The organism is Burkholderia sp. JKS000303 (assembly GCF_002563755.1).
Classification (GTDB): domain Bacteria; phylum Pseudomonadota; class Gammaproteobacteria; order Burkholderiales; family Burkholderiaceae; genus Burkholderia; species Burkholderia anthina_B.
Window position 1 is genome coordinate 55,697 of record NZ_PDBZ01000003.1, and the last position, 25,667, is coordinate 81,363.

Sequence of the window (25,667 nt, forward strand, 5' to 3'; positions counted from 1 at the left end):
ACAGCATGGATCGCATTGATATCGCCGCACACGGCCCCGTCACTGGCCACCCTCGCGGCCACCTGATCCGCGGCGTCACCCGCGCACAGAAAACCTTCCGCCCGAGCGACTGGCCCGAGCGGCTCGCAGGCGTCATCACGCTGTTCGTCGGCGAGCGGCGGCCCGGCTATCCGTGCGCGCTGTCGCGGCTCGCGATGCCGGTCGTCAACGGCGGTGTCAAATGCCTGGTCGTGTCGGACGAATTGCGCGACGTGTGCGCCGATGCGTTCGACTTTGCGATGCAGTTCGCCGCCGACAACGACCTTCCCGTCGAGCTTCAGGCCGCGTCCGCACCGGCGGCGCGCTGACATACAGGCCGCGTCCAGCGGCCTTTTTTCTCCCCTTTTCCCCGCTTTTTCCGCTGCGATTCGCCCGTGCGCAGGCGTTCGCAGATGCTTTCGATTCCCAAACAAACCGTCAGACAATTGAAGGCTTCGGCATATCGACCACGCTGCGACAAGGGTTTTCGGCCGAACCATCAATAAAATTGATCGTCACGATGAAAATTATGCGTTTTCCTTGCAGCTCGCCCTGATGCATAGTTGCGTCGAGTTGACGCACCTTTGAGTCTTTTAGTCATGAACATGCGAATCGAGCCGTCCGTGCTCGCGAACCCCGACCTGCAATTTGCGACGCTTTCGTCGGGCATCAGCCTGCCGTATGTCGAGCGGGGCAGCGGCGCGCCGATGGTATTCGTACACGGATCGTTGTGCGACTACCGTTACTGGGATCCGCAACTCGCATCGCTGTCGTCCCACTACCGCTGCATCGCACCGAGCCTCAGCCACTACTGGCCGGCCGTCGAAGCAGGCATTCAGGACGACTTCAGCTGGCAGAACCACGTCGACGAGCTCGCCGAATTCATCGACGCACTCGATCTCGGTCCCGTGCATCTCGTCGGTCACTCGCGTGGCGGCAGCGTCGCGTTCAACGTCGCACGCCAGCATCCGCATCTCGTCGACACACTCACGCTCGCCGATCCGGGCGGCCCGCTGCAACAGCCGGGCGTGCGTGAAGCCGCGTTGCCGGCCGCCGCGATCGCGCTGCGCACGCAGGCCGTGAACCTGATCGATCAAGGCGAGACCGAAGCCGGCCTCGAGATGTTCGTCGATTCGGTGAGCCTGCCCGGCGCCTGGAAGAAGAGCACGTCGCGCTTTCGCACGATGGCGATCGACAACGCGAGCACGCTGCCGAAGCAACTGCGCGATCCGCTGCCCGCGTATTCGGCGCACACCGCGTCGGATGTCGCATGCCGCACGCTGCTGATCGACGGCCAGCGCAGCCCGAAGATGTTCCGCAACAACGTCGACACGCTGTCGCAGTGGATCGGCAATACGCAACGGCAAACCGTTGCCGGCGCATCGCACGGGATGAACGCGGCGAGCCCCGCGGTGTTCAACCGTTACGTGCACGAGTTCATCGCAGCGTAACGCTTGCGGGCGGCATGCGCGCCGCCCGGTCTTCCCCTCTCCTGCCGACACGAAACGACGTGGATCTGCCGCATCGTTTCGCATCCCTCTGCATCACGCAGCCGGTTCCGCCTTGCGCGTCACCGCATCCGGCAACCCGAACACGCTGTCGAACGACCAGTTGTACGCGAACGTGAAGATCGGGAAGAACACGATCAGCACCGCGTCGTACAGGAACGCCTGCAGCAGCGACACGTCGAGCCACCACGCGATCAGCGGAATCAGGAACGTCACGAGCGCGACCTGGAATCCGATCGCATGCACGACGCGCCGCCCGACGGTGCGCGTCGTTTCCGTGCGCCGCCGCTCCCACGCCTCGAATCCGAGGTTGTACAGAAAATTGACGGCGACGCCCGTCGTCGAGATCATCACGCCGAGCAGGCCGCTCGTCGCCGCGCTCGCACCGCTCAGCATCCCGAGTACCGACGATGCGACGAGGATGCCGAGCACCTCGAACATCACGACGTAGACTATGCGTCTCTTCCACCCTTGCATGACCGACCACCTTCGTTTCGAACAAGGTGGCGAGACTACAGCGGGCCTTGCGTCCGCAAAAGTCAGGTCCTTTCAATTTTTCTGACAGGAGGCCGCACATGTTGACCAGCGACCACATCGACATGCTGCTGACCGTCATCGACAAAGGCTCGTTCTCGGCGGCCGCGCGTGCGCTCGGCCGCACGCCGTCGGCGGTCAGCATGGCGATCGCGAACCTCGAGGCCGAGCTGGACCTCGTGCTGTTCGATCGCGGCTCGCGCGAACCGACGCCGACCGCCGCGATGCTCGCGCTGCTGCCCGATGCGCGGTCGATCGCCGAGCGGCTGCATGCGCTGCGTTCGCATGCGCAGCACCTGTCGGAAGGCGTCGAGGACACGCTGCGGCTCGGCCTCGCGGCGGAGCTCGACGGCACCCGCGTCGCCCGCGCGCTGACGGCCGTCGCCGCGAAGTATCCGGCGCTCGCGGTCAGCGTCGTCACCGCGCCGCAGGACACGATCGTCGACGCGCTGCATCGCGGCGCCGTCGATCTGTGCGTCGCATACGGCGGGCTCGATCTTCATCCGCAGGAACAGATTCACGCGCTGTGGACCGAGACGCTGATCGCCGTCGCGGCGCCCGGGCATCCGGCGATCGCCGAAGCCGCGCAGCCGGAGGCGATCGAGCGGTTGTCCGGGTTCCGGCAGATCGTGATCGCCGATCCGGAGCGGCCACTCACCGACGTGCGGCCGGTGATCGGCAATCGCACGTGGAACGTGACCGACACGGCGACCGCGATCGCGTTGGTGAAGGCCGGCCATGGCTGGGCGAACTTCCCGGCATCGATCGTCGCCCGGTATGTCGACGGCGGCGAGCTTGCGCCGCTCGTGTTCGCGAATATTCGCAACGGGCTGCCGCTGCCGGTGTATCTGCGGCGGCCGAAGCATACGGGGCTCGGCAAGGCGGCGAGCGAACTGGTGCGGGCGTTGCGGGCCGACCGCGACGATGTCTGAGCGGTACGGCTGACGACACGACATGCGTCACCGCGCCCGCCTGGCCGCCGCGCGCGGCCCCTTCCCGCTCGGCGCCCGACGCGTGCTGGTTCCCGCGAACATCTTCATGTCGTGCAGCAGGCAGTTCAGCAACGTGTCGGCCGCGACCCCGAGTGGCCGCCCCGCCTTCACGAGCAGGCGCGCCTTGGCGGAATCGAATAACGGATGCGCGATCGGCAGTGCCACGAGTTCACCGCTCTCGAGTTCTCGGTACGCAGCGAACGCGCCGATCAGCGTAATCCCGTCGTGACGCTTCACGAAATGGCGCAACACCGCAAGCGAATTGGTCGTCAGCGTCGGACGGATCGGCAGGTTCTCCGTATAGGCGAGCATCTGCGCGACCTGGCCGAGACCGAATGCCGGCGGCATCAGCGCGAGCGGATACTCGCCGAGTTCGTGCGCGCGCACCGCGCCGCCGCGCAACGCGAGCGGATGCCCGGCATGCACGAGCGCCACCACCGGCTGGGACGACGTGGCGAGATATTGAATCTCCGCATGGGCCGGCGGGTTGTAGGCGAGTCCGATATGCGCACGGCTCTCGGCCACCTCCTGCAGCACATTGTTGACGGGCAACACGTCGACGATCACGTCGAGCTTCGGATAGCGCATGCAGAAATCGGTCAGCACCTCGTCCATCAGCACATCGACGTAGCCCTCGCTGGTGACGATGCGGACCTGGCCGGATTGCAGCCGCCGCAACGCCTGCAGGCGCTCCTCGAACAGTTCCTGCTGTGAGCGGCAACCGCGCCAGTATTCGAGCAGATGCGCAGCCGCCTCGGTCGGGCACACGCCGCGCGCCTGCCGCTCGAACAACACGACGCCAACTTCCTCCTCGAGCAGGCGAATCTGCCGCGTAATCACGGACGGCGCGGTATTGATGCTGTCGGCCGCCCCGCGGATCGAGCCGTGCGTCAGCACTTCATGGAAGTAGCGCAAGCGGCGCTGGTTCAGTTCGCGCATGGAGATTCCGGTTGGCCTGTCTGTTGCCTGTGGAGCAACATTAGATCACTTAAGTTGCTCTTGCTCTGCTTTTTCGTCTCTTCGACGATGCGGCAAGCGGGATCCATCCTGCAAGACGTCCACGCCCCTGGAGAGAGACATGTCCGCCGTCCCATCCTCCCGCCGTCCGGCGGCGCATGACAGCGCGCCGGTGCAGGCGCTGTACCGCAAGCTGAACTGGCGCCTGCTGCCGCTGCTGTTGCTGTGCTACACGTTCGCGTATCTGGATCGCGTGAACATCGGCTTCGCGAAGCTCCACATGCAAAGTGCGCTCGGCTTCTCCGACGCCGCCTACGGCCTTGGCGCGGGCATTTTCTTCCTCGGCTACGTGCTGTTCGAGATTCCGAGCAACCTGCTGCTGCCCAGGATCGGCGCGCGCAAGACCATCAGCCGGATAATGGTGCTGTGGGGCTTGACGTCGGCGGGCATGATGTTCGTGCACGACACCACGTCGTTCTACGTGCTGCGCTTCCTGCTCGGCGTGTTCGAGGCCGGCTTCGCGCCCGGCATGATCTTCTATCTGACCTACTGGTACGGCCCGCGACGCATGGCCGGCGTGATGGCCGTGGTGATGCTCGCCGGCCCGATCGGCGGCATCGTCGGCTCGCCGCTGTCGACCTGGCTGATGACCACCCTCGACGGCGCGCACGGGCTGACCGGCTGGCAATGGATGTTCGTCGCCGAGGGCCTGCCGTGTGCCGTGCTGGGGCTGCTGGTGCTGAAGGTGCTGGCCGACCGGCCCGCCGACGCAGTGTGGCTGAGCGACCGCGAGAAAAACCTGCTCGCGGCCGAACTCCACGCGCCCGCCGCCGGCCACCACGCGTTCGGGCAGGCTGCGCGCGACCCGCGCGTCTACCTGCTGGCCTTCGCCTACTTCACGATGATCTGCGGGATCTATGCGGTCAGCTTCTGGCTGCCGTCGATCCTCAAGGCCAACGGCGTGAACGACACGATGCAGATCGGCTTCTATTCGATGATTCCGTATATCGGCGCCGCAGGCGCGATGATCGTGATCGGCCGGCGCTCGGATCGTCACGGCGAGCGCCGGTTGCACAGCGCGGTGTCGGCGCTGGCAGGCGCCGCCGCGCTGGCCGCAGCGACCTACGCGGACGGCCATCTCGCGGTATCGCTCGTCTGCATGACGATTGCCACGGCACTGTCGTGGGCCGCCTACACGGTGTTCTGGGCCATTCCGTCGCAATACCTGACCGGCAATGCGGCCGCGGGCGGCATCGCGCTCATCAACACGATCGGCCTGTTCGGCGGCTTCCTCAGCCCGACGCTGATCGGCGAGATCCGCACCGCAACCGGCAGCATGCAAGCGGGGTTGCTCGTGATCGTCGCGTTGATGGTCGCCGGCGCCGTGGCGCTGATCATGAACCGCCTGCCCGCTGCGGCACGGTGACCTGTCGCGCGGCCGGCATCTCGCACACGTGCCGCACTCGTCCACTGTCTTACTGAAATCAATGTCATGACCCAACGCATCCTAGTTGCCGGCTTCCAGCACGAAACCAATACCTTCGCGCCCACCAAGGCCGCGTACGCCAACTTCGAACGCGGCGAGGGGTTTCCGGCGCTCGTGCGCGGCGCCGATGTGCTCGCACTGCGCGACGTCAACATTCCGGCGGGTGGCTTCATCAACGCGGCGGAGCGGCGCGGCTGGCACGTGCTGCCGGTGATCTGGGCCGGTGCCAGCCCGTCGGCGCACGTCACCGAGGACGCATTCGAACGCATCGCCACCGAGATCGTCGATGCGGCGCGACGCGGCGGTTGCGATGCGGTGTATCTCGACCTGCACGGCGCGATGGTCGCCGAGCACACCGATGACGGCGAAGGCACCCTGCTCGAACGCGTACGCGACGCGGTCGGCCCGGCCGTGCCGGTCATCGCGTCGCTCGACCTGCACGCGAACGTGACCGACCGGATGCTGAGCCGCGCCGACGCGCTGGTCGCCTTTCGCACGTATCCTCACGTCGACATGGCTGAAACCGGCGAACGCGCGGCCGCGTTGCTCGAACGCCTGCTCGCGGCCGGCAAGCCGCTGCGTCGCGCGGCGCGACGGCTGCCGTTCCTGATTCCGATCAACGGGATGTGCACGCTGCTCGACCCCGCACGCGCGCTGTACGCACAACTCGCGGCGCTGGAGACCGGCGGCGTGGTTTCACTGTCGTTCGCACCGGGCTTCCCGGCGGCGGACTTCCCGGAGTGCGGGCCGGTCATCTGGGGGTATGGCGACACCGACGCGGTGGATACCGCCGTGCAGACGCTGTACGACACGATGCTGGCCGACGAGGCGAAGTGGCAGGTGCCGTTCCTGACGCCCGACGATGCCGTGCTCGAGGCCATGCGGCTCGCGGCGGATGCGAGCAAGCCGGTCGTGATCGCCGACACGCAGGACAACCCGGGCGCGGGCGGCGATTCGAATACGACGGGCCTGCTTCGCGCGCTCCTTCGCCATGGCGCGCAGGACGCGGCGCTGGGCCTGCTATGGGATCCGGCGGCCGTCGCAGCGGCGTGGCGTGCCGGTGTCGGTGCGCGCATCGAACTGTCGCTCGGCGGCTCCGGCGTGCCGGGCGACGAACCGTTTCGCGGACGCTTCGAGGTCGTCGCGCTATCCGACGGCGTGTGCCGCTACGACGGCCCGATGATGAACGGCATGCAGGCCGACGTCGGGCCGGTAGCGTGCCTGCGGATCGACGGCGTGCGCATCGTCGTGAGTGCCGGCAAGGCCCAGATGCTCGATCGCAATCTTTTTCGCGTGGGCGGCGTCGAGCCCGAAGCGATGAAGATCCTCGTCAACAAGAGCTCGGTGCACTTCCGCGCCGACTTCCAGGACATCGCGCACGCGGTGCTGGTTGCCAAGGCGCCGGGACCGATGCAGGCCGATCCGGCAGACCTGCCGTGGACGCGGCTCGCACGCGGGATGCGGACGAGGCCGATGGGGAACGCGTTCGAAGGCGTATGATGCGGTGACACGCACCCGGTTGATGCGGGTGCGATCGGCGGCAGCCTGCCGCGCGACTTGCTGGCGGCAATCGTGTCGGGGCGGTACGCGGCCGAACACCGTCGCACCGTTGGAAGGGGGTGGACGGAGCTGACCGCATCTCAAACGCGCATACCAACAAAATGGTTCGCCGTCGCTCGATAGCCGTCTATCGACGACACATTAAATAAAGCAGATCAGCCGGGGGATACATGACCATTCAGAGTGCAATTGTCCGGGCCGCGGCATTGGCTGCCGTGCTTTACGCGATGAATCGCCTTAAAGAGCGGCGCAATGCCGGCGATATCATGCCCAAACCGGCGAATTTCATGACCCGGCGGGTTGCAGGCATTGTGACAGGCCTGATCATATTTGCCTTGATTGCTTACTCCGAGCGGCATCTGATAGCGGCAACTTTCGGTTGACCGCGGAGCGCGGGCTTTGCCGGAGTAGAAGCAGGACGAACGCCGACGCTCCCCCGTAAATCCGCGATGAACCATAAAAAACCCCGGTCACGCAGGCCTGAGCCTGCATGCCGGGGTTCTTTGCGTCAGCGTCGACAGCCGACGCATCAGCCGCCGTCCACATTCATCGCGCCGCCACCTCCGCCTTCCCCGTCGCCGCATCCCCCACCGCCGTCGGCGCCGGCGCATTCCCCCACCCACCGCCCAACGCACGGATCAGGTTGACGGTCGACACCGCCTGCGCACCCGTCAGCTGGTTCGCCTGCAATTGCGACTGCAGCACCGACCGCTCGCTGTCGATCACGTCGAGATACGCGACCTCGCCTTCCTGGTACTGCGTCCGCGACAGCGTCGCCGCACGGCGCGACGCATTGACGGCCGCATCCTGCGCGCGGATCTGGTCGTCGAGCAGACGCAGGTCGGCGAGATTGTCCTCGACCTCGCGGAACGCGACGAGCACCTGCTGCCGGTAGTTCGCGACCTGCTCGTCATACTGCGCGCGCGCCTGCTGCACGCCGGCCGCCCGCCGCCCGCCGTCGAACAGCGGCAGCGTCAGCGCGGTGCCGGCGAACGGCCCGAGCAAGAACGTGCGGCTCGACCACAGGAACAGGTTGCCGAGCGTCGACGCCTCATAGCCGAACGCGCCCGTGATATCGAGCTTCGGGAAGTACGCCGACTTCGCGAGGCCGATCCGCGCGTTCGCCGCCGCCATCGCGCGCTCGGCGGCCGACACGTCCGGCCGGCGTTCGAGCAGCGCGGACGGCAGGCCCGGCGGAATCTTGACCGCGACCGGCACGATCGGCGTTTCCTTGAACGCGAAGTCCGCGGGCGCCTTGCCGAGCAGGATCGCGAGCGCATGCTCGGACGCCGCGCGCCGGCGCGCGACGCCGACCGCATCGGCCTGCGCGCTCGCCAGTTCGTTCTTCGCGCGCGACACGTCGAGCTCGCTGATGTCGCCTTCGCTGAAGCGCCGCTGCACGAGCTTCAGTGCCTGATCGCGCAGTTCGACGGTGCGGCGGTACAGGTCCTGGTCCGAGTCGAGCTGACGCAGTTCGAAGTAGTTCTGCGCGACGTCCGCCTGCAGCGCGAGCTGCACCGACCGGAACAGCGCTTCGCTCTGTGCCTGGTCGGCACGCGACGCCTCGACGTTGCGGCCCACGCGACCGAACAGGTCGGCCTCGTAGGACACCGTGCCCTGCGCACGCCACAGCGTCGCGTTGGTCGGGCCGGTGCCCTGCGGCTGGAACTGCGACGCCGACGACAGCCCTTCGCGCGTCGGCCCGAAACCGGCGCCGATCTGCGGGAACCACTGCGAGCGCGCGGTGCGGGTCGCCGCACGCGCTTCCTCGACGCGCGCCGCCGCGGCCTTCAGGTTCTGGTTCGCGGCGAGCGCCTGCGACTCGAGCGCGTCGAGCACCGGATCGCCGAACACCGTCCACCATTCGCCGCGATGCTCGCCGTCCGCCGGTTCGGCGGTCTTCCACGTGCCGGCCTGTTCGCCGGCCGCGAGCGTCGGCGCTTCCTTGAACGCCGCGGGCGTCGACACATCCGGGCGCTTGTAGTCGGGCCCCACCGCGCACGCGGCGAGCAGCGTCGCGAGCAGGGTGCTCGCGGCCGCCACCTTCGCGAAACGCATCAGGCCATTCGAGTTGTGCATGTTGTCCATCTTCTTGTCCTCAAGCATCCGTAGCCGGCGCACCCGACGGCGGCACGCCGTAACCGGCCGAGTCCTTCCCCGCGACGTGGATCTTGCCGCCCGCGAGCGTACGCAGCACGACATAGAACACCGGCGTGAGCATCAGCCCGAACAGCGTCACGCCGAGCATCCCGAAGAACACCGCGATACCCATCGCATGCCGCATCTCCGAGCCCGCGCCCGTCGACGTGACGAGCGGCACGACGCCCATGATGAAAGCGATCGACGTCATCAGGATCGGGCGCAGCCGCAGCCGGCTCGCCTCGATCGCGGCCTCGAGCGGCGTCCTGCCGTCGTGCTCCAGCTCGCGCGCGAATTCGACGATCAGGATCGCGTTCTTCGCGGACAGCCCCACCAGCACCATCAAACCGATCTGCGTGAAGATGTTGTTGTCGCCCTGCGTGAGCCACACGCCCGTCAGCGCCGACAGAATGCTCATCGGCACGATCAGGATCACCGCGAGCGGCAGCGTCAGGCTTTCGTACAGCGCCGCGAGCACGAGGAACACGAGCAGCACGCTGATCGGGAACACGTACATCGCCGAATCGCCGGCCAGAATCTGCTGGTACGTGAGGTCGGTCCATTCGAACCGCACGCCGCGCGGCAGCGTTTCATGCGCGATGCGCTCGATCGCGGCCTGCGCCTGCCCCGACGAGAAGCCCGGTGCCGGGCCGCCGTTGATGTCGGCCGCCGTGTAGCCGTTGTAGCGCACGACCATTTCCGGGCCGAACGTCGGCGTCACCGTGACGAGCGACGACAGCGGCACCATCTCGCCCTTGTCGTTGCGGGTCTTCAACTGCAGGATGTCGTCAGGACGCTGACGGAACGGCGCATCGGCCTGCACGCGCACCTGGTACACGCGCCCGAAGCGGTTGAAGTCGTTCACGTACAGCGAGCCGAGATACACCTGCATCGTGTTGAACACATCGGTGACCGGCACGCCGAGCTGCTTCGCCTTCACGCGGTCGAGATCGACGTTGAGCTGCGGCACGTTGATCTGGTAGCTCGTGAACAACGGGCCGAGTTCCGGCGCCTGCTGCGCGCGCTTGATGAAGTCGTTGGTCGCATCCGCGAGCCGCGCATAGCCAACCGCGCCGCGATCCTCGATCTGCATCTTGAACCCGCCGAGCGTACCGAGGCCGAGCACCGGCGGCGGCGGGAACACGGCGACGAACGAGTCCTTCATCGCGCTGTACTGCTGGTTCAGCGCACCCGCGATCGCGCCGGCCGACAGCGCCTTGCCATGCCGTTCCGAGAACGGCTTCAGCGTGACGAACACGATGCCCGCGCTCGAGCTGTTGGTGAAGCCGTTCACCGACAGCCCCGGGAACGCAACCGCGCTCTCGACGCCCGGCTGCTTCAGCGCGATCGAGCCCATGTCGCGAATCACCTTCTCGGTGCGGTCGAGCGATGCGCCGTTCGGCAGTTGCGCGAACGCGATCAGGTATTCCTTGTCCTGCGCGGGCACGAAGCCGCCCGGCACGACCTTCGACACGAGCACGGTCGCGCCCACCAGCACGAGGTACACGCCGAGCATCAGCGTCTTGCGCGACAGCACGCCGCGCACGCCGCGGCCGTAGTTCTCCGCGCCGCGATGGAACACCTTGTTGAACCCGCGGAAGAAGCCGCCGAGCACGCGGTTCATCACGCGCGTGAGCCAGTCTTCCTTGTCGCCATGCCCCTTCAGCAGGATCGCGGACAGCGCCGGCGACAGCGTCAGCGAGTTGAACGCCGAGATCACCGTCGAGATCGCGATGGTCATCGCGAACTGCTTGTAGAACTGGCCGGTCAGGCCCGACATGAACGCGAGCGGCACGAACACGGCGACGAGCGTCAGCGCGATCGCGATGATCGGCCCGCTCACTTCCTGCATCGCCTTGTAAGTCGCCTGCCGCGCATTCATCCCGCTCTCGATGTTGCGCTCGACGTTCTCGACCACCACGATCGCATCGTCGACCACGATCCCGATCGCGAGCACCATCCCGAACAATGACAACGCGTTGATCGAGTACCCGAACGCCAGCAGCAGCGAGAACGTGCCGATGATCGACACCGGCACCGCGATCAGCGGAATCAGCGATGCGCGCCAGGTCTGCAGGAACACGATCACGACGATCACGACCAGCGCGATCGCCTCGAGCAGCGTGTGCACGACGGCCTTGATCGACGAGCGCACGAACTGCGTCGGGTCATAGACGATCTTGTAGTCGACGCCGGCCGGCATGTCCTGCTTCAGCTCGGCCATCGTCTTGCGCACTTCGTCGGAGATCTGCAGCGAGTTCGCGCCCGGCGACTGGTTGATCGCCATCGCGACGGCCGGCTTGTTGTCGAGCAGCGAGCGCAGCCCGTACTCGGACGCGTCGAGCTGGATCCGCGCGATGTCGCGCAGGCGCGTGACGCCGCCGTCCGGCGTCGTCTTCACGACGATGTCGCCGAATTCGTCCTCGGTCTGCAGACGGCCGCGCGCGTTCACCGACAACTGCAGCGGCGTGCCGGGCAGCGACGGCGATGCGCCGATCACGCCGGCCGCAACCTGCACGTTCTGCTCGCGGATCGCCTGCACGACGTCCTCGGCGGACAGCCCGCGCTGCGCGACCTTCTGCGGATCGAGCCACACGCGCATCGCGTAGTCGCCCGAACCCCACAGCTGCACCTGACCGACGCCCTGAATCCGCGACAGGCGATCCTTCACGTTGATCAGCGCGTAGTTGCGCAGGTAGGTCATGTCGTAGCGGTTGTCCGGCGAGATCAGGTGGACCACCATCGTCAGCGTCGGCGAGCTCTTCACCGTCGTGATGCCGAGCCGCTGCACGTCTTCCGGCAGGCGCGGCAGCGCCTGGTTCACGCGGTTCTGCACGAGCTGCGTGGCCTTGTCCGGATCGGTGCCGAGCTTGAACGTGACGGTGATCGTCATGTTGCCGTCGCTGTTCGCCTGCGACTGCATGTACAGCATGTCCTCGACGCCGTTGATCTGTTCTTCAAGCGGCGACGCGACCGTCTCGGCGATCACTTTCGGGTTCGCGCCCGGGTACTGCGCCTTCACGATCACGGAAGGCGGCACGACTTCCGGATATTCCGAAATCGGCAGCAGGAACATCGCGATCACCCCGCCGAGCAGGATGATGACCGATAGGACTCCTGCGAAGATCGGCCGGTCGATAAAGAATTTTGAGATGTTCATGGGTTGCTCTGTCTGGTTGAACGCGGAAAACGTAGCGGCGTGCCGCTTACGATTCCGCCTTCGCCGGTGCGGCCGGCTTCGCGTTGTTCGCGAGCGGCGCGGACGGCGCATCGCCGCCCGTCATCGGGACCATGTGCGGCTTCACCTGCTCGCCCGGCCGCACGCGCTGCGTGCCGTTCACGACCACGCGATCGCCGGCGGACAGGCCGCTCACGATCACGCGGCGGTTGCCGTGCTGGTTGCCCTGCTGCACTTCGCGGTACGACACGCGGCCCTGCTGGTCGACGACGAACACGAACTTCTTGTCCTGGTCGGTGTTGATCGCCGCGTCGTCGACCAGCAGCGCCTGGTGCGGCGCGCTGCCGCCGACCTTCACGCGCGCATAGAGGCCCGGGACGAGCTCGCCGTCCGCGTTGTCGAAACGCGCGCGCACGCGGATCGTGCCCGACGACGTATCGAGCCGGTTGTCGACCGAATCGATCACGCCGCTGCGCGAGTAGCCCGTCTCGTTCGCCAGACCGAGTTCGACCGGCACCTTGCGGCCGTCGCGTGCGCCGTTGATGTATTGCAGGTAGGTCTGCTCGTCCGCATCGAACGACGCGTAGATCGGCGACACCGACACCAGCGTCGTCAGCGGCGCGGCCGACGCACCGGCCGACACGACGTTGCCGACCGTGATCTCCGCGCGCGACACGCGGCCCGACACCGGCGCCGTGATCCGCGTATAGCCGAGATTGATGCGCGCCGTTTCCAGCGCGGCGTCGGCGGCCTTCAGGTTCGCATTCGCTTCGCGCGCGGCGTTCTGCTTCTCGTCGTAGTCGCGCTTCGCGATCGCGTTGTCGACGATCAGCCGCTGCGCGCGCTGCCAGTCGCTCTGCGCGTAGCCGTTGCGCGCCTGCGCGGCGGCGAGCTGCGCGGCCGCGCGGTCGGTCTCCGCCTGGTACGGACGCGGGTCGATCACGAACAGCACATCGCCCTTCTTCACGAGCGCGCCGTCCTTGAAGTTCACCGCGACGATCGTGCCCGACACCTGCGGGCGCACGTCGACTTTCTCGACGGCTTCGAGGCGGCCCGAATAGCTTTGCCAGTCGGTGACGGTTTGCGGCACGACGGTCGCGACGTCGACTTCGGGCAGCGGCGCCGCCGTTTTCTCCGGCGCGTTCGCGTTCACGCGCATCGCGCCGAACGTGCCGAGGCCGACGACGGCGAGCGTCACGATCGCCGCGGTCGCGATTCGGGAACGAGAGGTACGTAGGATGGCCATGTGGATCTCCAGTAAGCGTGGATTGGTCTGGTTATTCGGAACGGTTCGGCTGGCGCGCCTGGAAGCGGCACTGGAAGAAGCGCACGGCTTCCTCCAGCGCGGCTTCGTGCGTCGCGAGCGCCGCGTGCGTGACGTCCGGGTAGCGGATCACCTGCGTGAGCACGCCCGATGAAATCAGGCAGCCCGCATATTTCTCCGCTTCGACGTGCAGCACGTCGTTCTGCGCGGTGACGACGAGCGTCGGCGGCAGGCCCGCGAGGCGCACCGATTCGAGCGGCGCCGCGTACGGGTGCATGCGCTGCGCCGCCTGCGGCAGATAGGCGCGATAACAGGCCGCGCATTCGCGCGCGGTAATGTCCGACGACAGGCGCTCGGCGTCGCCGATGCGCGTCATGCTCGGGTCGAGCATCGGCCCGAACAGCGCCTGCGCGGCGATCGACACTTCGCCGCGATCGCGCGCGATGAACGCGAGGCAGTTCGCGAGCTGGCCGCCCGCGTCATGGCCCGCGACGCCGATCTTCTTCGGATTGCCGCCGAATGCGCGGGCGCGCGTCGCGGCCCACACGGCGGCGCGATACGCATCCTCCGGCGCGGCCGGAAAAGGAAAGGCCGGCGCGAGCGAATAATCGACCGACACTACGAGAGCTGGTAAGCGTTCTGCTAAAAAACGCGCAGCGAAATCCGCGTCTTCGAGCGTGCCGCGCACGAAGCCGCCACCGTGGAAATAAAGCACTACCGGCAATCCGGTCTTGTCCGCGCGCCGATAGACACGCAGCGCGATGTCCTGCGCGTAGCCGGGGATTTCCACCTCCGCGACCGTCAATGCCGCGCGGGCCGTGGCTTCGGCGGGCAATGCGGCTTTCAGGAATTTGCTGAATTCAGAAGCGTCCATGACGATGCAGCATCCATTTCGAGATGGAACGAATTCTGGGTCCGGCAGACATTGGGATAAATGCCTATAATCCGGCAACACAATTCAACGCCTCCGAACAATCCCAGGCTGTGTCGCCTACAAAGCGACGCAGCCTGTTTGTTCCTAGGCTCATTAGATCGTGGAGGTTGTGATGGACCGGCTTCAGGCCATGCAGGTGTTTACTCGCGTCGTCGATACAAGCAGCTTCACCAAGGCAGCAGAAACGCTCAGCCTGCCGCGGGCGTCCGTCACGACGATCATCCAGAATCTCGAAGCCTTCCTCGGCGTGCGTCTGATGCACCGGACCACGCGCCGGCTGTCGCTGACGCCGGACGGTGCCGCGTACTACGAACGATGCGTGCGGATCCTCGCCGATGTCGAGGAAACCGAAGCAAGCTTCCAGAACAACAACCGGAAGCCGCACGGAAAGTTGCGTATCGACATGCCGGGCTCGATCGGGCGACTGCTCGTGATTCCGTCGCTGTGCGAATTCCATACGCGCTATCCGGACATCGACCTCCAGCTCGGCCTGTCCGATCGTCCGGTCGATCTGCTGCAGGAAGGCGTCGACTGCGTGATCCGCGTCGGTGCGCTGCAGGACTCGTCGCTCGTCGCGCGCCGCGTCGGTCTGTTCGAAGGCGTGACGGTGGCGTCGCCCGACTATCTCGAGCGCCACGGCGAGCCGCAGACGATCGAGGACCTGAACGACCACAAGGCCGTCAACTATTTCTCGAGCCGCACCGGCCGCACGATCGACTGGTCGTTCCTGATCGACGGCAAGGAAACCGAGATCAAGATGAACAGCATCGTGTCGGTCAATGATGCGGATGCGTACGTGACCTGCGGCGTCGAGGGTTTCGGGCTGATCCAGCCGCCGCTCTTCATGGTCCTGCCGCACCTGCGCGAAGGCCGGCTCAAGGAAGTGCTGCCGGGCATCAAGCCGCTGCCGATGCCGATCTCGGTCGTGTATCCGCACAGCCGGCACCTGTCGCCGAAGGTGCGCGTGTTCGTCGACTGGATCGCCGAAGTGTTCGACCGCTGCCCGCTGCTGAGCGGCAAGGGCAGCCTCGATGCGACGTGCAGCAAGCGCACGTTCGAGGAAGCCGAGCGCGCGCCGGCGCTCGATACGCCGGTCATCAACGAGTGGGTCGCGTAATCATCTGAATCGCGGCGCGCGGGCTGTCCGGCCCGTGCGCCGTACCGCATCCGTGCGGCCTGGGCACCGCTCCGGCGTCGCGTTCGCGCCGCCTTCCCCGCCGCCCCCGTCATCGTTCCCGAATCCGCATCACACCTTTGCGCCGCGCGCGGCAATCGTTCGCGCGTGTCGTCGCATGGCGGGCGTCACCTCGCTGCGAGGCCCGCTGCACGCGGCTGTGCGCGATTTTCGAATGCCCCTGCCGGCATTGCGTATTGCGATTGTTCCTCCATTACGACAATTCAATTCGCGTCAGCCGCATTTATCGCGCCGGAACAGATACCTAGAGTAAACCCTGTCGCGCACCTGCTGCGCATCGAACAGCCCCGTCAGACGGGACCGGAGCAAGCGCTCACGCGCCAACTCCGACCAACACAGGAGTTACGTCATGAACCGCCGCCATCTTCTCTCCGCCGTCGCCCTCGCACTCGCCGTGTCCGCACCGGCCTTCGCCGATACGAACGCCCCGCATGCCGGCGACTACGGCAACACGTCGTGGTACTCGCAGCACAACAATGGCCCGCGCACCCGCGCCGAAGTCAGCGCGGAAGTCGTGCAGGCCCGCCGCGACGGCACACTGGCCTGGCTGCGCAAGGCGAATTCGTATCCGCAAGGCCTCGAAGTCGCGCAAGGCCCGTATCGTCCGACGCAGGAAGGCAACCAGCTCGCCGGCGGGGGCCGCTAAGCGTCGGTCAACGTGCGACGCCGCGCAACGGATGATCCGGTGCGCGGCGTCGAATATTCGATTAGTCAGTTAGTTGCAGGAGTCTGTGATGAACGATCAACTTCCTTCGCCGCTCGATCATTGGGACGACACCACGCCCGTCTGGATGCCGTTCCGTTCCGCACCGCAATCGCACTGACCCGTGCGTTGATCTGTCGACGGGATCGGCCGGCCATCAACGGCGCGGCACCCCGTCGCGCCATTCGCTCCAGTGCGTGACGATGTCCTGCACGAGCGGGTTGCCTGCGCGGTACAGGTTCGGTGCCAGGGGCGAAGCCACCGGCCAGTGCTGCATATCGTACGTGAGTTGCGGCAATGGTCGTAGCGACACAATTGTCGACGTTCTCCGAAGTCAATCCAGTGGATGAGTCCCATCAGGGGCGGCCACATCGCTTGACACCGGCCAATCACGCTGGCACGCCGCGCTCGCCGTCATTCTCGATGTTCCGTTGGCCGCATATCGCGTGCCCAAGCTGTTTCAATCCCGATCGTCACGCCGGTTGAGCAGGCGCAAGAACACGTGTGCGCCACGAGAAACCGCGGTCTTTCCGATCTCTCGTTCACACTTCCCAATCTTTGTTCGTTCCGTCGACCGCCATTGGGTGCATCGTCGGTCCGCTTCAGGCACTTAGCATCGGCACGCCAAATGATGTCCATATGGAGCGTGCCTATGAATGCGTCGCCACAGCCCGATGTGTCGCTCGACGAACCGCCGATCTGCCCGAACATGACGGATTCTGCGTTCAGGAAACGGATACTTGAATTGCGGGACGAAGCCGTCGAGATCACACTGCAACGGCGCCGGGAACTGATGCAATGGAATCCGGCCGCCGAAGCTCGAGTCATCGAGTGGTTCGGCTCGGCAAACATGGATGCAAGACGCAAACTCGCTACGGGACTCGACGCCCTTGCCAGAGTGATGGCTCGCCTCGGCCCAAGGAACTTCGTCCGCGTCGGTTCCGATGCCGACCGGGCAACAGGATGTCTGCCGAACATGAAAAATGTCGACGTCGAGGTTGCGCATGTCTGTCGCCCCGACACTGCAACGCATACGATCGCCATCAATCTGCCGTTCTGCTCGCTACCGGAGCGATCGGCTGGAAACCTCTCCTCGCAGCAACTCACGATTGTTCATGAATGCGCCCATTTTGCGGACACCTTCGACGCCGGGGATCACCCGGCGGCATACGGTCGCTCGGCCTGCGCCCAGTTCGCCAAACGCTATCCGGGCATGGCGATCGGCAACGCAGACAACATCGCGTGGTTCATTCTGGCGCGGTGAACTGGAGCGACCGATGAGACATGCCCTCGCCGTCATACTCGGCGCCTTTCTGTCACTCCCGATCCAGGCCGATGCATGCAAGATTGTGTTGACCGACAGCATGGAACTGCCACTGAATTCGGCCGAGATCGCCAATAGCGACAGGCTCGCCGTCGCCAGGCATTACCTGAGCGCCCAGGAATGGACGCGCGAAGGGGCGACGGCCTCGATCGACGCGACGGCCTACGACTGGGAAAACCAACCCAATCAGCTCGCGCGACAACGCGGTGCGCAGATGAAATCCTTTCTCGTGCAACTCGGGATGTCGCCCGATGACATTTACGTCGACGAGCGAATCGTATCGCGCAGGAACGGCAGGCTCGATCCCGACGACAAAAAGCAGCTTTGGATCCAGTTCGTCCCGAAATGCCCGCCAGCAGGCTGTCATGATCTCTGCAACCCGGCAGGTACACCGGGTGTCGCGAGTCATGCACTGACACCCGCGACGCCCGGGCCTGAGCCCGACTCGATCCGTTTTTCGTGCGGCGACGTCCGGGAGCCCGCACCGGCGCGTTTTGTGACGACGGAACGCTGGACTGCACGCACACGCGATCAGACGTTGCTTGTGCGAGATCAAGACCGGAAGCCGTTGATGCACACCTGCTACCGGATCAGCACCAGTGCAACGCAATACATCGGCATGACGGACGAGCACGGCGAAACGGCGACCATGCAGTTATTGGGCCCCGAATACACGCGCATCGAACTCAAGCTGCCCCCACCCGGGCCGTGATCCTCGGCACGGCTCCCACGAGCCGCAATCCGGTCGCTCCGGGCAATATTGATGCGCCCGGAGCTCCGCCATGCGTGGATGATGGAGTGACTTCAGCACGTCGCCACACCGTTACCGGCGCGGCACCCCGTCGCGCCATTCGCTCCAGTGCGTGACGATGTCCTGCACGAGCGGGTTGCCTGCGCGGTACAGGTTCTCGGTTGCCGGGGCGAAGCCGCCCTGGTCCGCGTAGTTCAGCAGGTTGTCGGCACTCGTCTGCCCCGCATACGGCCGGTCGAAATCGGAACCCGTACGTAACACCGCCACGCGCGACAGGTCGACGCGCTTCACGCTCGCCGCACGCTTGAGTGCTTCGAACGTCGCGTTGTCTTCCTGCGCGGTCATGCAGTAGGTGCCCTTGCCGTCGGTCAGGATCTTGGTCCACTGACGCGCACGCTCGCCGATCAGCGTGCCCGAGAACCACGTGTTGCCCGACGACGTGTCGCACTGGATCACCGACGGCGGCCGGTTCGCCGGCGCGTACGTGAACTTCGCGCGCGCCGCCTGGGCCTGCGCGCTGTCGGCGAGCACGACGTTGCGCGACAGCGCATATGCGGCATCGGTCAGCTTCGGGTTGAGCTGGAACACTTCGGTGCGGTAATCGAGCGGCGGCTTGTCGCTCGGGCTCTTCGTATTGATGCCGAGATAGCCCGTGTTCCAGCCGGCCGGAATCTCGCGTGCATCGAGCTCCCACTGCAGGCTGAAATCGACCAGGTATTTCGACCACGCGGCCGAGCCGACCGTGCCTTGCGCGGGGTCGACGCCTGCGATGCCGGAAACCAGGAAGTACGTGTGACGCAGATCGAAGCGCTGCGAGAACGTGAGCGCCATGATCGACGCGGTGGCGTTCGCGTAGCCCATGCCGGTCGTCACGACGCACACGTCCTGCTTGTTGCAGTGAACGGCCGGGTAGTCGGGCGACAGTCCGGGTACGGCGATATCGCGCCACGGCCCGATCCGGTCGAGCCATGCCTGGCCCTCCGGACCGAACATCGTGATGATCATCACCTTGACCGGGCGGCCCTGTGCACCGGTCTCGGCGAATCCAGTGTTGCCCGCATCGTTGCCCTGGTTGTCCTGGGCGATCGACGGTGCGGTCGCACAGGCCGCGAGCGAGAATGCGGCAGCGGAAAGAATGGAGCGAGTCAGCATCGGCGTTCCTTGTTTCAATGATGTTGGGTGAGAACGGCTCTCGGAGACTGCGCGAGGGAGTATAGAACGCGCTTGCGCGATGCGTAACCCGACTACGAAACGGCCTGTGGCACTTGCCAACGCGACGTGCAGGGGTTGCGTCGCGTCTCGGCCGATGTGACAAAAGATCAGGAATGCTATCTGGTTCGCTCACGCGGCGATGAAACGTCCGTCACCGAAGTGCACTGCCGCGACCCGCTATACGCGCACGATCCCCGCCACGCCATAACCGAACACGACGAGCGCGGCGACCACATGGCTCGCCGCGAGCCATCGCGGCGACTTCACGATGCGCCCGATCATGCCGCCGCCGAAAGCGAACACGAGCTGCCCGACGAGGCTGCCGGCAAACACGCATGCGGCACCGGCGAGCCAGTGCCGATGCGCACCGGCGGCCGCGGTGGCGTAGCCGTAGAACAGCAGGATGGTCAGCGGATTGGCGAGCGTGACGAAGAACATCGACGTGAACGGGCGCGTGCCCGGCGGCGGCGCAGCGCCGTCGAGCGTGCGGCGCCGGTCCCTCAACGCCTGCCACATCATGCGTGCGCCCATGGCGAGCAGCACGCATGCGCCGACGCAACGGAACAGCGGCAGGTGCGACGCGAGCGTGCCCGCGAGCATCGCACCGATCGTGAATGCGGCGACGGCATAGCAGCCATCGGCCGACGCCACGCCCACCGCGGCGCGCACGCCGCTCGCGGTGCCGGCGCGCATGCCGTAATTGGCGATCATCAGCGCGACGGGCCCGACCGACAGCGCGATCATCAGCCCGAACAGGAAATCGCTCATCGGTTCGTCGATGCCGTCAAGGGAAGGCATCGATTCTACCGACCGTCGGCGACCCGACGTGACAACAACCGCGTCAGGCGACGTCGACGCGCGACGGCCCGTCCACCATCTCGCCGATCACGGCCGCGCGGTCGAAACCGTCGGCCCGGAAGCAGGCAAGCACGTCGTCGACCGCTTCCGGCGCGCACGCGACCAGCAGGCCGCCGGACGTCTGCGGATCGGTCAGCAGCGCCTGCGCGACCGGCGGCAGGCCGTCGGCAAGCCGCACGTCGCTGCCATACGCACCCCAGTTGCGGCCCGATGCGCCGGTAAACACGCCATCGGCGACGAACGCCTCGACGCCCGCCAGCCACGGCAGCGACGCGTAGTGCACGCGCGCGGTGAGGTTCGCGCCGCGCGCGAGTTCGAGCGTGTGGCCGAGCAGCCCGAAGCCCGTGACATCGGTCAGCGCGTGCACGCCCGGCAGCGCGGCGAGTTCCGCGCCGGGCCGGTTCAGCTTGGTGGTCGTCGCGACCATCTGCGCATAGCCGGCATCGTCGAGCTGGTTCTTCTTCAGCGCGGCCGACAGCACGCCGACGCCGAGCGGCTTGCCGAGCACGAGCACGTCGCCCGCCCGCGCCGCCGCGTTGCGCTTCACGCGTGACGGATGCACGACGCCGATCGCCGCGAGCCCGTAGATCGGCTCGACCGAATCGATCGAATGGCCGCCCGCGACCGGAATGCCGGCCTCCGCGCACACCGATTCGCCGCCGCGCAGCACGGCCGCGATCGTCTCGTGCGGCAGCACGTTGATCGGCATGCCGACCAGCGCGAGCGCGAGAATCGGCTTGCCGCCCATCGCGTAGACGTCCGACAGTGCGTTGGTCGCCGCGATGCGGCCGAAGTCGAACGGGTCGTCGACGATCGGCATGAAGAAGTCGGTGGTCGCGACGATCGCCTGCTCGTCGTTCAGCCGGTAGACGGCCGCGTCGTCGGACGTCTCGGTGCCGACCAGCAGATCGGGGAACAACGCCGGCGGCGTCGCCCGCTTCAGCAGCTCGGACAGCACGCCCGGCGCGATCTTGCAGCCGCAGCCGCCCCCGTGCGACAGGCTCGTGAGGCGCGGAACGGCGGGCGGGGTGAGGGTGGCTTCGGTCATCGTCGGCATCCGGTGAATAACAACGTTCTATTATCGACAATTCCGCGCGAGCGCGCCCGATACCCACATAATTGACCGCTCGCCCCGCTATGTTGCGCGTCCGCGCCTTCTTCATGGATCACTTGTTCATCGGCCTCGTGCTGTGCTCCGCCCTGCTGCACGCGATCTGGAATGCCTTCCTGCATGTCAGCGAGGACCGGCTCGTCCAGCTCGGCACGATGTCGCTGCCGTATCTCGCGTTCGGCCTCGCCGGCGTCGTACTGCTGCCCGCGCCGGCGCGCGCCGCCTGGCCGTATATCGCGGCGTCGGCCGCGCTCGAGGTCGCGTACTGCTTCACGCTGGTGCGGGCATACCGCAACGGCGAATTCGGACAGATCTATCCGATCGCGCGCGGGATCTCGCCGCTGCTCGTGTCGGTGCTGGCGCTCGCCGTGCTGCACGAGCAGCCGACACCCTTCGGCTTCGCCGGCATCGCGCTCGTGTCGTTCGGGATCATGTCGCTCGCGCTGCGGCGCGGCTTCCGGTTCTCCGGGGAAGGCGTGCCCTATGCGCTGCTCACCGGCGTGTTCATCGCGTCGTATTCGATCTGCGACGGAATCGGCTCGCGCGTGTCGGGCAGCGCGCTCGGCTACATCGCGTGGGTGTATGTGCTGTGGAGCGTGCCGCAGCTCGTGCTCGTCTGCGCGGTGCGCGGCGGCCCGCGCGCGGTGCTCGGCTCGCGCACCGCGCTCACGCAGGGCGGCATTGCCGGCACGATCTCGCTCGCCGCATACGGGATCGTGATCCTCGCGTACCGGCACCTGCCGGTCGCGACGGTGTCGGCACTGCGCGAAACGAGCTCGATCTTCGCGGTCGCGATCGGCTGGTTCGTGATGCGCGAGCGGCCCGGCCCGCAGCGGCTCGCCGCGTGTGCGCTGGTGGTCGCCGGCGCGGCGTTGATCCGGCTTTGAGCACCCGAACGGTCGGTTCCGCGCGGCGGCGACGGTCGGTCGTCCTCGTGTCGGCAGCGCGCGCCGCATCGCGATGCCGGCCGTCGCACGGCTGCGTTCAAACCACTGCGGCAACCTTGCCGAACGCCCGCTCGTCGATCGCTTCGGCCAGCGTCGCGAACGCGGTCGCGATCTCGTCCTCCGGCACGCACGCATAACCGAGCAGCAAGCCCGACGCCGCGCGCTCGCGCTCCGCGTAATAGCCGGACAGCGGCCGCACGACAATGTTGCGTTCGAGCGCGGCTTGCGCGACCGCGCGATCGTCGACGCCGTCCGGCAACTGCGTGACGAGATGCAGCCCCGCATCGCTGCCGAGCGCGTGCAGCGTGTCGCCGTAGCGGCGCGCGACCGCATCGAGCAGCATCTCGCGGCGCTGCCCGTACAGGGTGCGCATCTTGCGGATGTGCGACACGAAGTGCCCTTCCGCGATGAACTCGGCCAGCACCGCCTGCTGCAGCAACTGGCCTTCGCGGTACAGCTCGGCGCTCGCGGTCGCGAAGCTCTCCGCGAGCGGCTCCGGCGCGACCAGATAGCCGACCCGCAGCCCCGGAAACAGCGTCTTGCCGAAACTGCCGACGTAGATCACCTGCCCGGCCGTGTCGAGCCCCTGCAGCGACGCGAGCGGTCGGCTGCCGTAGCGGAACTCGCTGTCGTAATCGTCCTCGATGATCCAGCAGCCGTGCTGGCGCGCGTATTCGAGCAGCATCCGGCGCCGCGCGAGGCTCATCACCATCCCGAGCGGATACTGGTGCGACGGCGTGACGAGCATCAGCTTCGGCGGCTCCGCGAGATCGGCCGCCGACGGCGCGATCCCCTCCTCGTCGACAGGAATCGGCCGCGTGGTGAGCCCCGACACGTTCAGCACGCTGCGCACGCCCCAGTAGCACGGATCCTCGGTCCAGATCGCGTCGCCCGGATCGGTCAGCAGCCGCACCGCGAGGTCGATCGACTGGTGGATGCCGGTGGTGATCACGATCTGCTCGGGCGTGCAGCGCACCGAGCGCGACGTGCGCAGGTAATCGGCCAGCGCCTCGCGCAGCAGCGCGAGCCCGCCGCCCGGCGCGTAGGTCAGCAGGTCCGGACGCAGGCGCCGCCAGTACTTGTTGTGCAGCCGCGTCCACACCCGCGCCGGAAATCGTGACACATCGGGCACGCCCGGCATGAATGCGCCGCCCTGGCGCTTCGACACGCCCGCGCCGTCGACGAGCCGCGTGCCGCGCGCGGACAGCCGCCGTGCGGACGGCAGCACCACCGCCGGGCCGGCGGCCGGATCGGGCGCCGCGCCGACGATCTCGTCCGGCGCGCTGTCGGCGACGAACGTGCCGCGGCCGGTCGCCGAGTTCACATAGCCTTCGAGCGCAAGCTGTTCGTAAACCTGCGTGACCGTGTTGCGGGCGATCCCGAGCTCGGCCGCGAGCAGCCGCGACGACGGCACGCGCGTGCCGGCCGGCAGTTCGCGCGACAGGATCGCCTGCTGCAGCAACCGGTGCAGCTGCCGGTAGATCGGCTGTTCGCCGCCGCGCACGAGGCGCTGCGCCAGCCAGTCCGACAACACGCTTGCGCGCATGATTGGCTCCTGAATATTTATTGAAATGGCTCTGATTACCAGAGCCAAATGTGATTATAGTCGCCTCCATGGGCTGCCAATGCAGCCGATTTTTATCCCACCGGACAGAACATCAAGGAGATGACCGTGAAGAATGCCGACCTGCAGGCCCGCAAGAACGCCGCCACCCCGCGCGGCGTTGGCGTGATGTGTGATTTCTACGCAGCCCGCGCCGAGAACGCGGAGCTGTGGGATGTCGAAGGCCGCCGCTTCATCGATTTCGCCGCCGGCATCGCGGTGCTGAACACGGGCCACCGCCATCCGAAGATCGTCAAGGCGATCGCCGACCAGCTCAACAGCTTCACGCACACCGCTTACCAGATCGTCCCGTACGCGTCGTACGTCGAGCTGGCGGAAAAGATCAACGAACGCGCGCCGGGCGACTTCCCGAAGAAGACCGCGTTCTTCACGACCGGCGCCGAAGCCGTCGAAAACGCGATCAAGATCGCACGCGCGGCAACCGGCCGTCCGGGCGTCATCGCGTTCTCGGGCGGCTTCCACGGCCGCACGATGATGGGCATGGCGCTGACCGGCAAGGTCGCCCCGTACAAGCTGAACTTCGGCCCGTTCCCGGGCGACGTGTTCCACGCGCCGTACCCGAACGCCGTGCACGGCGTGACGACGGCCGACTCGATCAAGGCGATCGAGATGCTGTTCAAGGCCGACATCGATCCGAAGCGCGTCGCCGCGATCATCTTCGAACCGGTCCAGGGCGAAGGCGGCTTCAACCCGGCGCCGGCGGAATTCGTGCGCGCGCTGCGCAAGATCTGTAACGAGCACGGCATCCTGCTGATCGCCGACGAAGTGCAGACGGGCTTCGCGCGTACCGGCAAGCTGTTCGCGATGCAGCACTACGACGTGCTGGCCGACCTGATCACGATGGCGAAGAGCCTCGCGGGCGGCATGCCGCTGTCCGGCGTCGTCGGCCGTGCGGACGTGATGGACGCGGCAGCCCCCGGCGGCCTCGGCGGCACGTACGCGGGCAACCCGCTGGCCGTCGCATCGGCGCACGCGGTGCTGGAGATCATCGACGAAGAGAAGCTGTGCGAGCGTGCCACGCAACTCGGCGACGTGCTGAAGGCGAAGCTGAACGCACTGCAGGCCGACGTGCCGCAGATCGTCGACGTCCGCGGTCCGGGCGCGATGGTCGCCGTCGAATTCATGAAGCCGGGCACGGGCGAGCCGGACGCCGACTTCACGAAGCGCGTGCAGGCGCGTGCGCTCGAGCGCGGGCTGCTGCTGCTCGTGTGCGGCGTGTACTCGAACGTCGTGCGCTTCCTGTTCCCGCTGACGATCACGCAAGCCGTGTTCGACGAAGCGCTCGTGATCCTCGAGGAAGTGCTGAAGGAAACGGTCGGCGTGCCGGCCTGAATTCCCGCTCACCTCAACTGAATGTGCCGCCGCCGTCATG

22 protein-coding genes and 1 pseudogene are annotated in these 25,667 nt (G+C 66.6%); 12 read left to right on the forward strand and 11 right to left on the reverse strand.

From position 1 onward, the window contains the following. The first annotated feature begins 5 nt into the window (after positions 1-5). Positions 6-347: a DUF3579 domain-containing protein gene (locus BX604_RS28090; RefSeq protein WP_098554128.1), complete on the forward strand. Its 342-nt coding sequence runs from the start codon at positions 6-8 to the stop codon at positions 345-347. Between the two features lie 270 nt (positions 348-617). Beyond that, positions 618-1,469 (forward strand): alpha/beta fold hydrolase, encoded by an 852-nt coding sequence (locus tag BX604_RS28095; protein WP_098554129.1) that lies wholly within the window; start codon positions 618-620, stop codon positions 1,467-1,469. Between the two features lie 93 nt (positions 1,470-1,562). Here BX604_RS28095 and BX604_RS28100 read toward each other — a convergent pair whose 3' ends face one another. Continuing rightward, positions 1,563-2,003, reverse strand: a complete 441-nt coding sequence (locus BX604_RS28100; protein ID WP_098554130.1) for a PACE efflux transporter — start codon at positions 2,001-2,003, stop codon at positions 1,563-1,565. Positions 2,004-2,101: 98 nt separating this feature from the next. On the opposite strand from BX604_RS28100, the gene BX604_RS28105 reads away from it, so the two are divergent. Further along, positions 2,102-2,992 (forward strand): LysR family transcriptional regulator, encoded by an 891-nt coding sequence (locus BX604_RS28105; protein ID WP_098554131.1) that lies wholly within the window; start codon positions 2,102-2,104, stop codon positions 2,990-2,992. 27 nt (positions 2,993-3,019) lie between these two features. On the opposite strand, the gene BX604_RS28110 is transcribed toward BX604_RS28105, so the two are convergent. Next, complete coding sequence (locus tag BX604_RS28110; RefSeq protein WP_098554132.1) at positions 3,020-3,991, reverse strand: LysR family transcriptional regulator; 972 nt, start codon at positions 3,989-3,991, stop codon at positions 3,020-3,022. A 139-nt stretch (positions 3,992-4,130) separates the two neighbouring features. Here BX604_RS28110 and BX604_RS28115 point away from each other — a divergent pair, with 139 nt between their 5' ends. The 3 genes from BX604_RS28115 (at position 4,131) to BX604_RS28125 (ending at position 7,438) form a co-directional block, all read left to right on the forward strand. Continuing rightward, the gene (locus BX604_RS28115; RefSeq protein ID WP_098554133.1) at positions 4,131-5,435 is read left to right on the forward strand and encodes an MFS transporter; all 1,305 of its coding nucleotides are present in this window, start codon (positions 4,131-4,133) and stop codon (positions 5,433-5,435) included. 66 nt (positions 5,436-5,501) lie between these two features. Next, positions 5,502-6,995, forward strand: coding sequence for a M81 family metallopeptidase (locus BX604_RS28120; RefSeq protein WP_098554134.1), 1,494 nt, complete (start codon positions 5,502-5,504; stop codon positions 6,993-6,995). 230 nt (positions 6,996-7,225) lie between these two features. Continuing rightward, the gene (locus BX604_RS28125; protein ID WP_098554135.1) at positions 7,226-7,438 is read left to right on the forward strand and encodes a hypothetical protein; all 213 of its coding nucleotides are present in this window, start codon (positions 7,226-7,228) and stop codon (positions 7,436-7,438) included. A 163-nt stretch (positions 7,439-7,601) separates the two neighbouring features. Here BX604_RS28125 and opcM read toward each other — a convergent pair whose 3' ends face one another. Genes opcM through BX604_RS28145 form a run of 4 tightly spaced genes read right to left on the reverse strand, consistent with a single transcriptional unit; the run spans position 7,602 to position 14,510 of the window. Then, the gene (gene opcM, locus BX604_RS28130) at positions 7,602-9,143 is read right to left on the reverse strand and encodes a multidrug efflux transporter outer membrane subunit OpcM (RefSeq protein ID WP_098555020.1); all 1,542 of its coding nucleotides are present in this window, start codon (positions 9,141-9,143) and stop codon (positions 7,602-7,604) included. 10 nt (positions 9,144-9,153) lie between these two features. Next, the gene (ceoB, locus tag BX604_RS28135) at positions 9,154-12,354 is read right to left on the reverse strand and encodes a multidrug efflux RND transporter permease subunit CeoB (RefSeq protein WP_098554136.1); all 3,201 of its coding nucleotides are present in this window, start codon (positions 12,352-12,354) and stop codon (positions 9,154-9,156) included. Between the two features lie 46 nt (positions 12,355-12,400). After that, entirely contained in the window at positions 12,401-13,618 is a 1,218-nt protein-coding gene (gene ceoA, locus BX604_RS28140; RefSeq protein ID WP_098554137.1) for a multidrug efflux RND transporter periplasmic adaptor subunit CeoA, read from the reverse strand. A gap of 31 nt (positions 13,619-13,649) precedes the next feature. After that, complete coding sequence (locus BX604_RS28145; protein WP_098554138.1) at positions 13,650-14,510, reverse strand: alpha/beta hydrolase; 861 nt, start codon at positions 14,508-14,510, stop codon at positions 13,650-13,652. Positions 14,511-14,682: 172 nt separating this feature from the next. Here BX604_RS28145 and ceoR point away from each other — a divergent pair, with 172 nt between their 5' ends. Beyond that, complete coding sequence (gene ceoR, locus BX604_RS28150; protein ID WP_098554139.1) at positions 14,683-15,687, forward strand: putative multidrug efflux transcriptional regulator CeoR; 1,005 nt, start codon at positions 14,683-14,685, stop codon at positions 15,685-15,687. Between the two features lie 427 nt (positions 15,688-16,114). Beyond that, entirely contained in the window at positions 16,115-16,411 is a 297-nt protein-coding gene (locus tag BX604_RS28155; protein ID WP_098554140.1) for a DUF4148 domain-containing protein, read from the forward strand. Positions 16,412-16,625: 214 nt separating this feature from the next. Here BX604_RS28155 and BX604_RS39375 read toward each other — a convergent pair. Then, positions 16,626-16,740, reverse strand: a pseudogene (locus BX604_RS39375) (purine nucleoside permease); the annotation flags it as partial. A 380-nt stretch (positions 16,741-17,120) separates the two neighbouring features. Between BX604_RS39375 and BX604_RS28160 the strand changes: the two are divergent. Both BX604_RS28160 and BX604_RS28165 read left to right on the forward strand, forming a co-directional pair. Next, positions 17,121-17,732 (forward strand): M35 family metallo-endopeptidase, encoded by a 612-nt coding sequence (locus BX604_RS28160; protein ID WP_257146453.1) that lies wholly within the window; start codon positions 17,121-17,123, stop codon positions 17,730-17,732. Positions 17,733-17,745: 13 nt separating this feature from the next. Further along, a complete protein-coding gene (locus BX604_RS28165) occupies positions 17,746-18,504 on the forward strand; it encodes a hypothetical protein (protein ID WP_098554142.1) in 759 nt (252 codons plus the stop codon). 111 nt (positions 18,505-18,615) lie between these two features. Here the strand turns inward: BX604_RS28165 and BX604_RS28170 are convergent, their stop codons facing one another. The 3 genes from BX604_RS28170 to selD form a co-directional block, all read right to left on the reverse strand. Continuing rightward, on the reverse strand, positions 18,616-19,695 hold the full coding sequence (locus BX604_RS28170; RefSeq protein WP_098554143.1) for a purine-nucleoside phosphorylase: 1,080 nt from the start codon (positions 19,693-19,695) through the stop codon (positions 18,616-18,618). 237 nt (positions 19,696-19,932) lie between these two features. Beyond that, positions 19,933-20,523, reverse strand: a complete 591-nt coding sequence (locus BX604_RS28175; RefSeq protein ID WP_098554144.1) for a LysE family translocator — start codon at positions 20,521-20,523, stop codon at positions 19,933-19,935. Positions 20,524-20,596: 73 nt separating this feature from the next. Next, the gene (selD, locus tag BX604_RS28180) at positions 20,597-21,661 is read right to left on the reverse strand and encodes a selenide, water dikinase SelD (RefSeq protein WP_098555023.1); all 1,065 of its coding nucleotides are present in this window, start codon (positions 21,659-21,661) and stop codon (positions 20,597-20,599) included. 113 nt (positions 21,662-21,774) lie between these two features. Between selD and BX604_RS28185 the strand changes: the two genes are divergently transcribed. Further along, a complete protein-coding gene (locus BX604_RS28185; protein WP_098555026.1) occupies positions 21,775-22,611 on the forward strand; it encodes a DMT family transporter in 837 nt (278 codons plus the stop codon). 97 nt (positions 22,612-22,708) lie between these two features. On the opposite strand, the gene pdxR is transcribed toward BX604_RS28185, so the two are convergent. Beyond that, positions 22,709-24,217: a MocR-like pyridoxine biosynthesis transcription factor PdxR gene (gene pdxR, locus BX604_RS28190; RefSeq protein WP_098554145.1), complete on the reverse strand. Its 1,509-nt coding sequence runs from the start codon at positions 24,215-24,217 to the stop codon at positions 22,709-22,711. Positions 24,218-24,343: 126 nt separating this feature from the next. Between pdxR and BX604_RS28195 the strand changes: the two genes are divergently transcribed. After that, positions 24,344-25,627, forward strand: a complete 1,284-nt coding sequence (locus BX604_RS28195; RefSeq protein WP_098555029.1) for a 4-aminobutyrate--2-oxoglutarate transaminase — start codon at positions 24,344-24,346, stop codon at positions 25,625-25,627. Positions 25,628-25,667 lie beyond the last annotated feature (40 nt).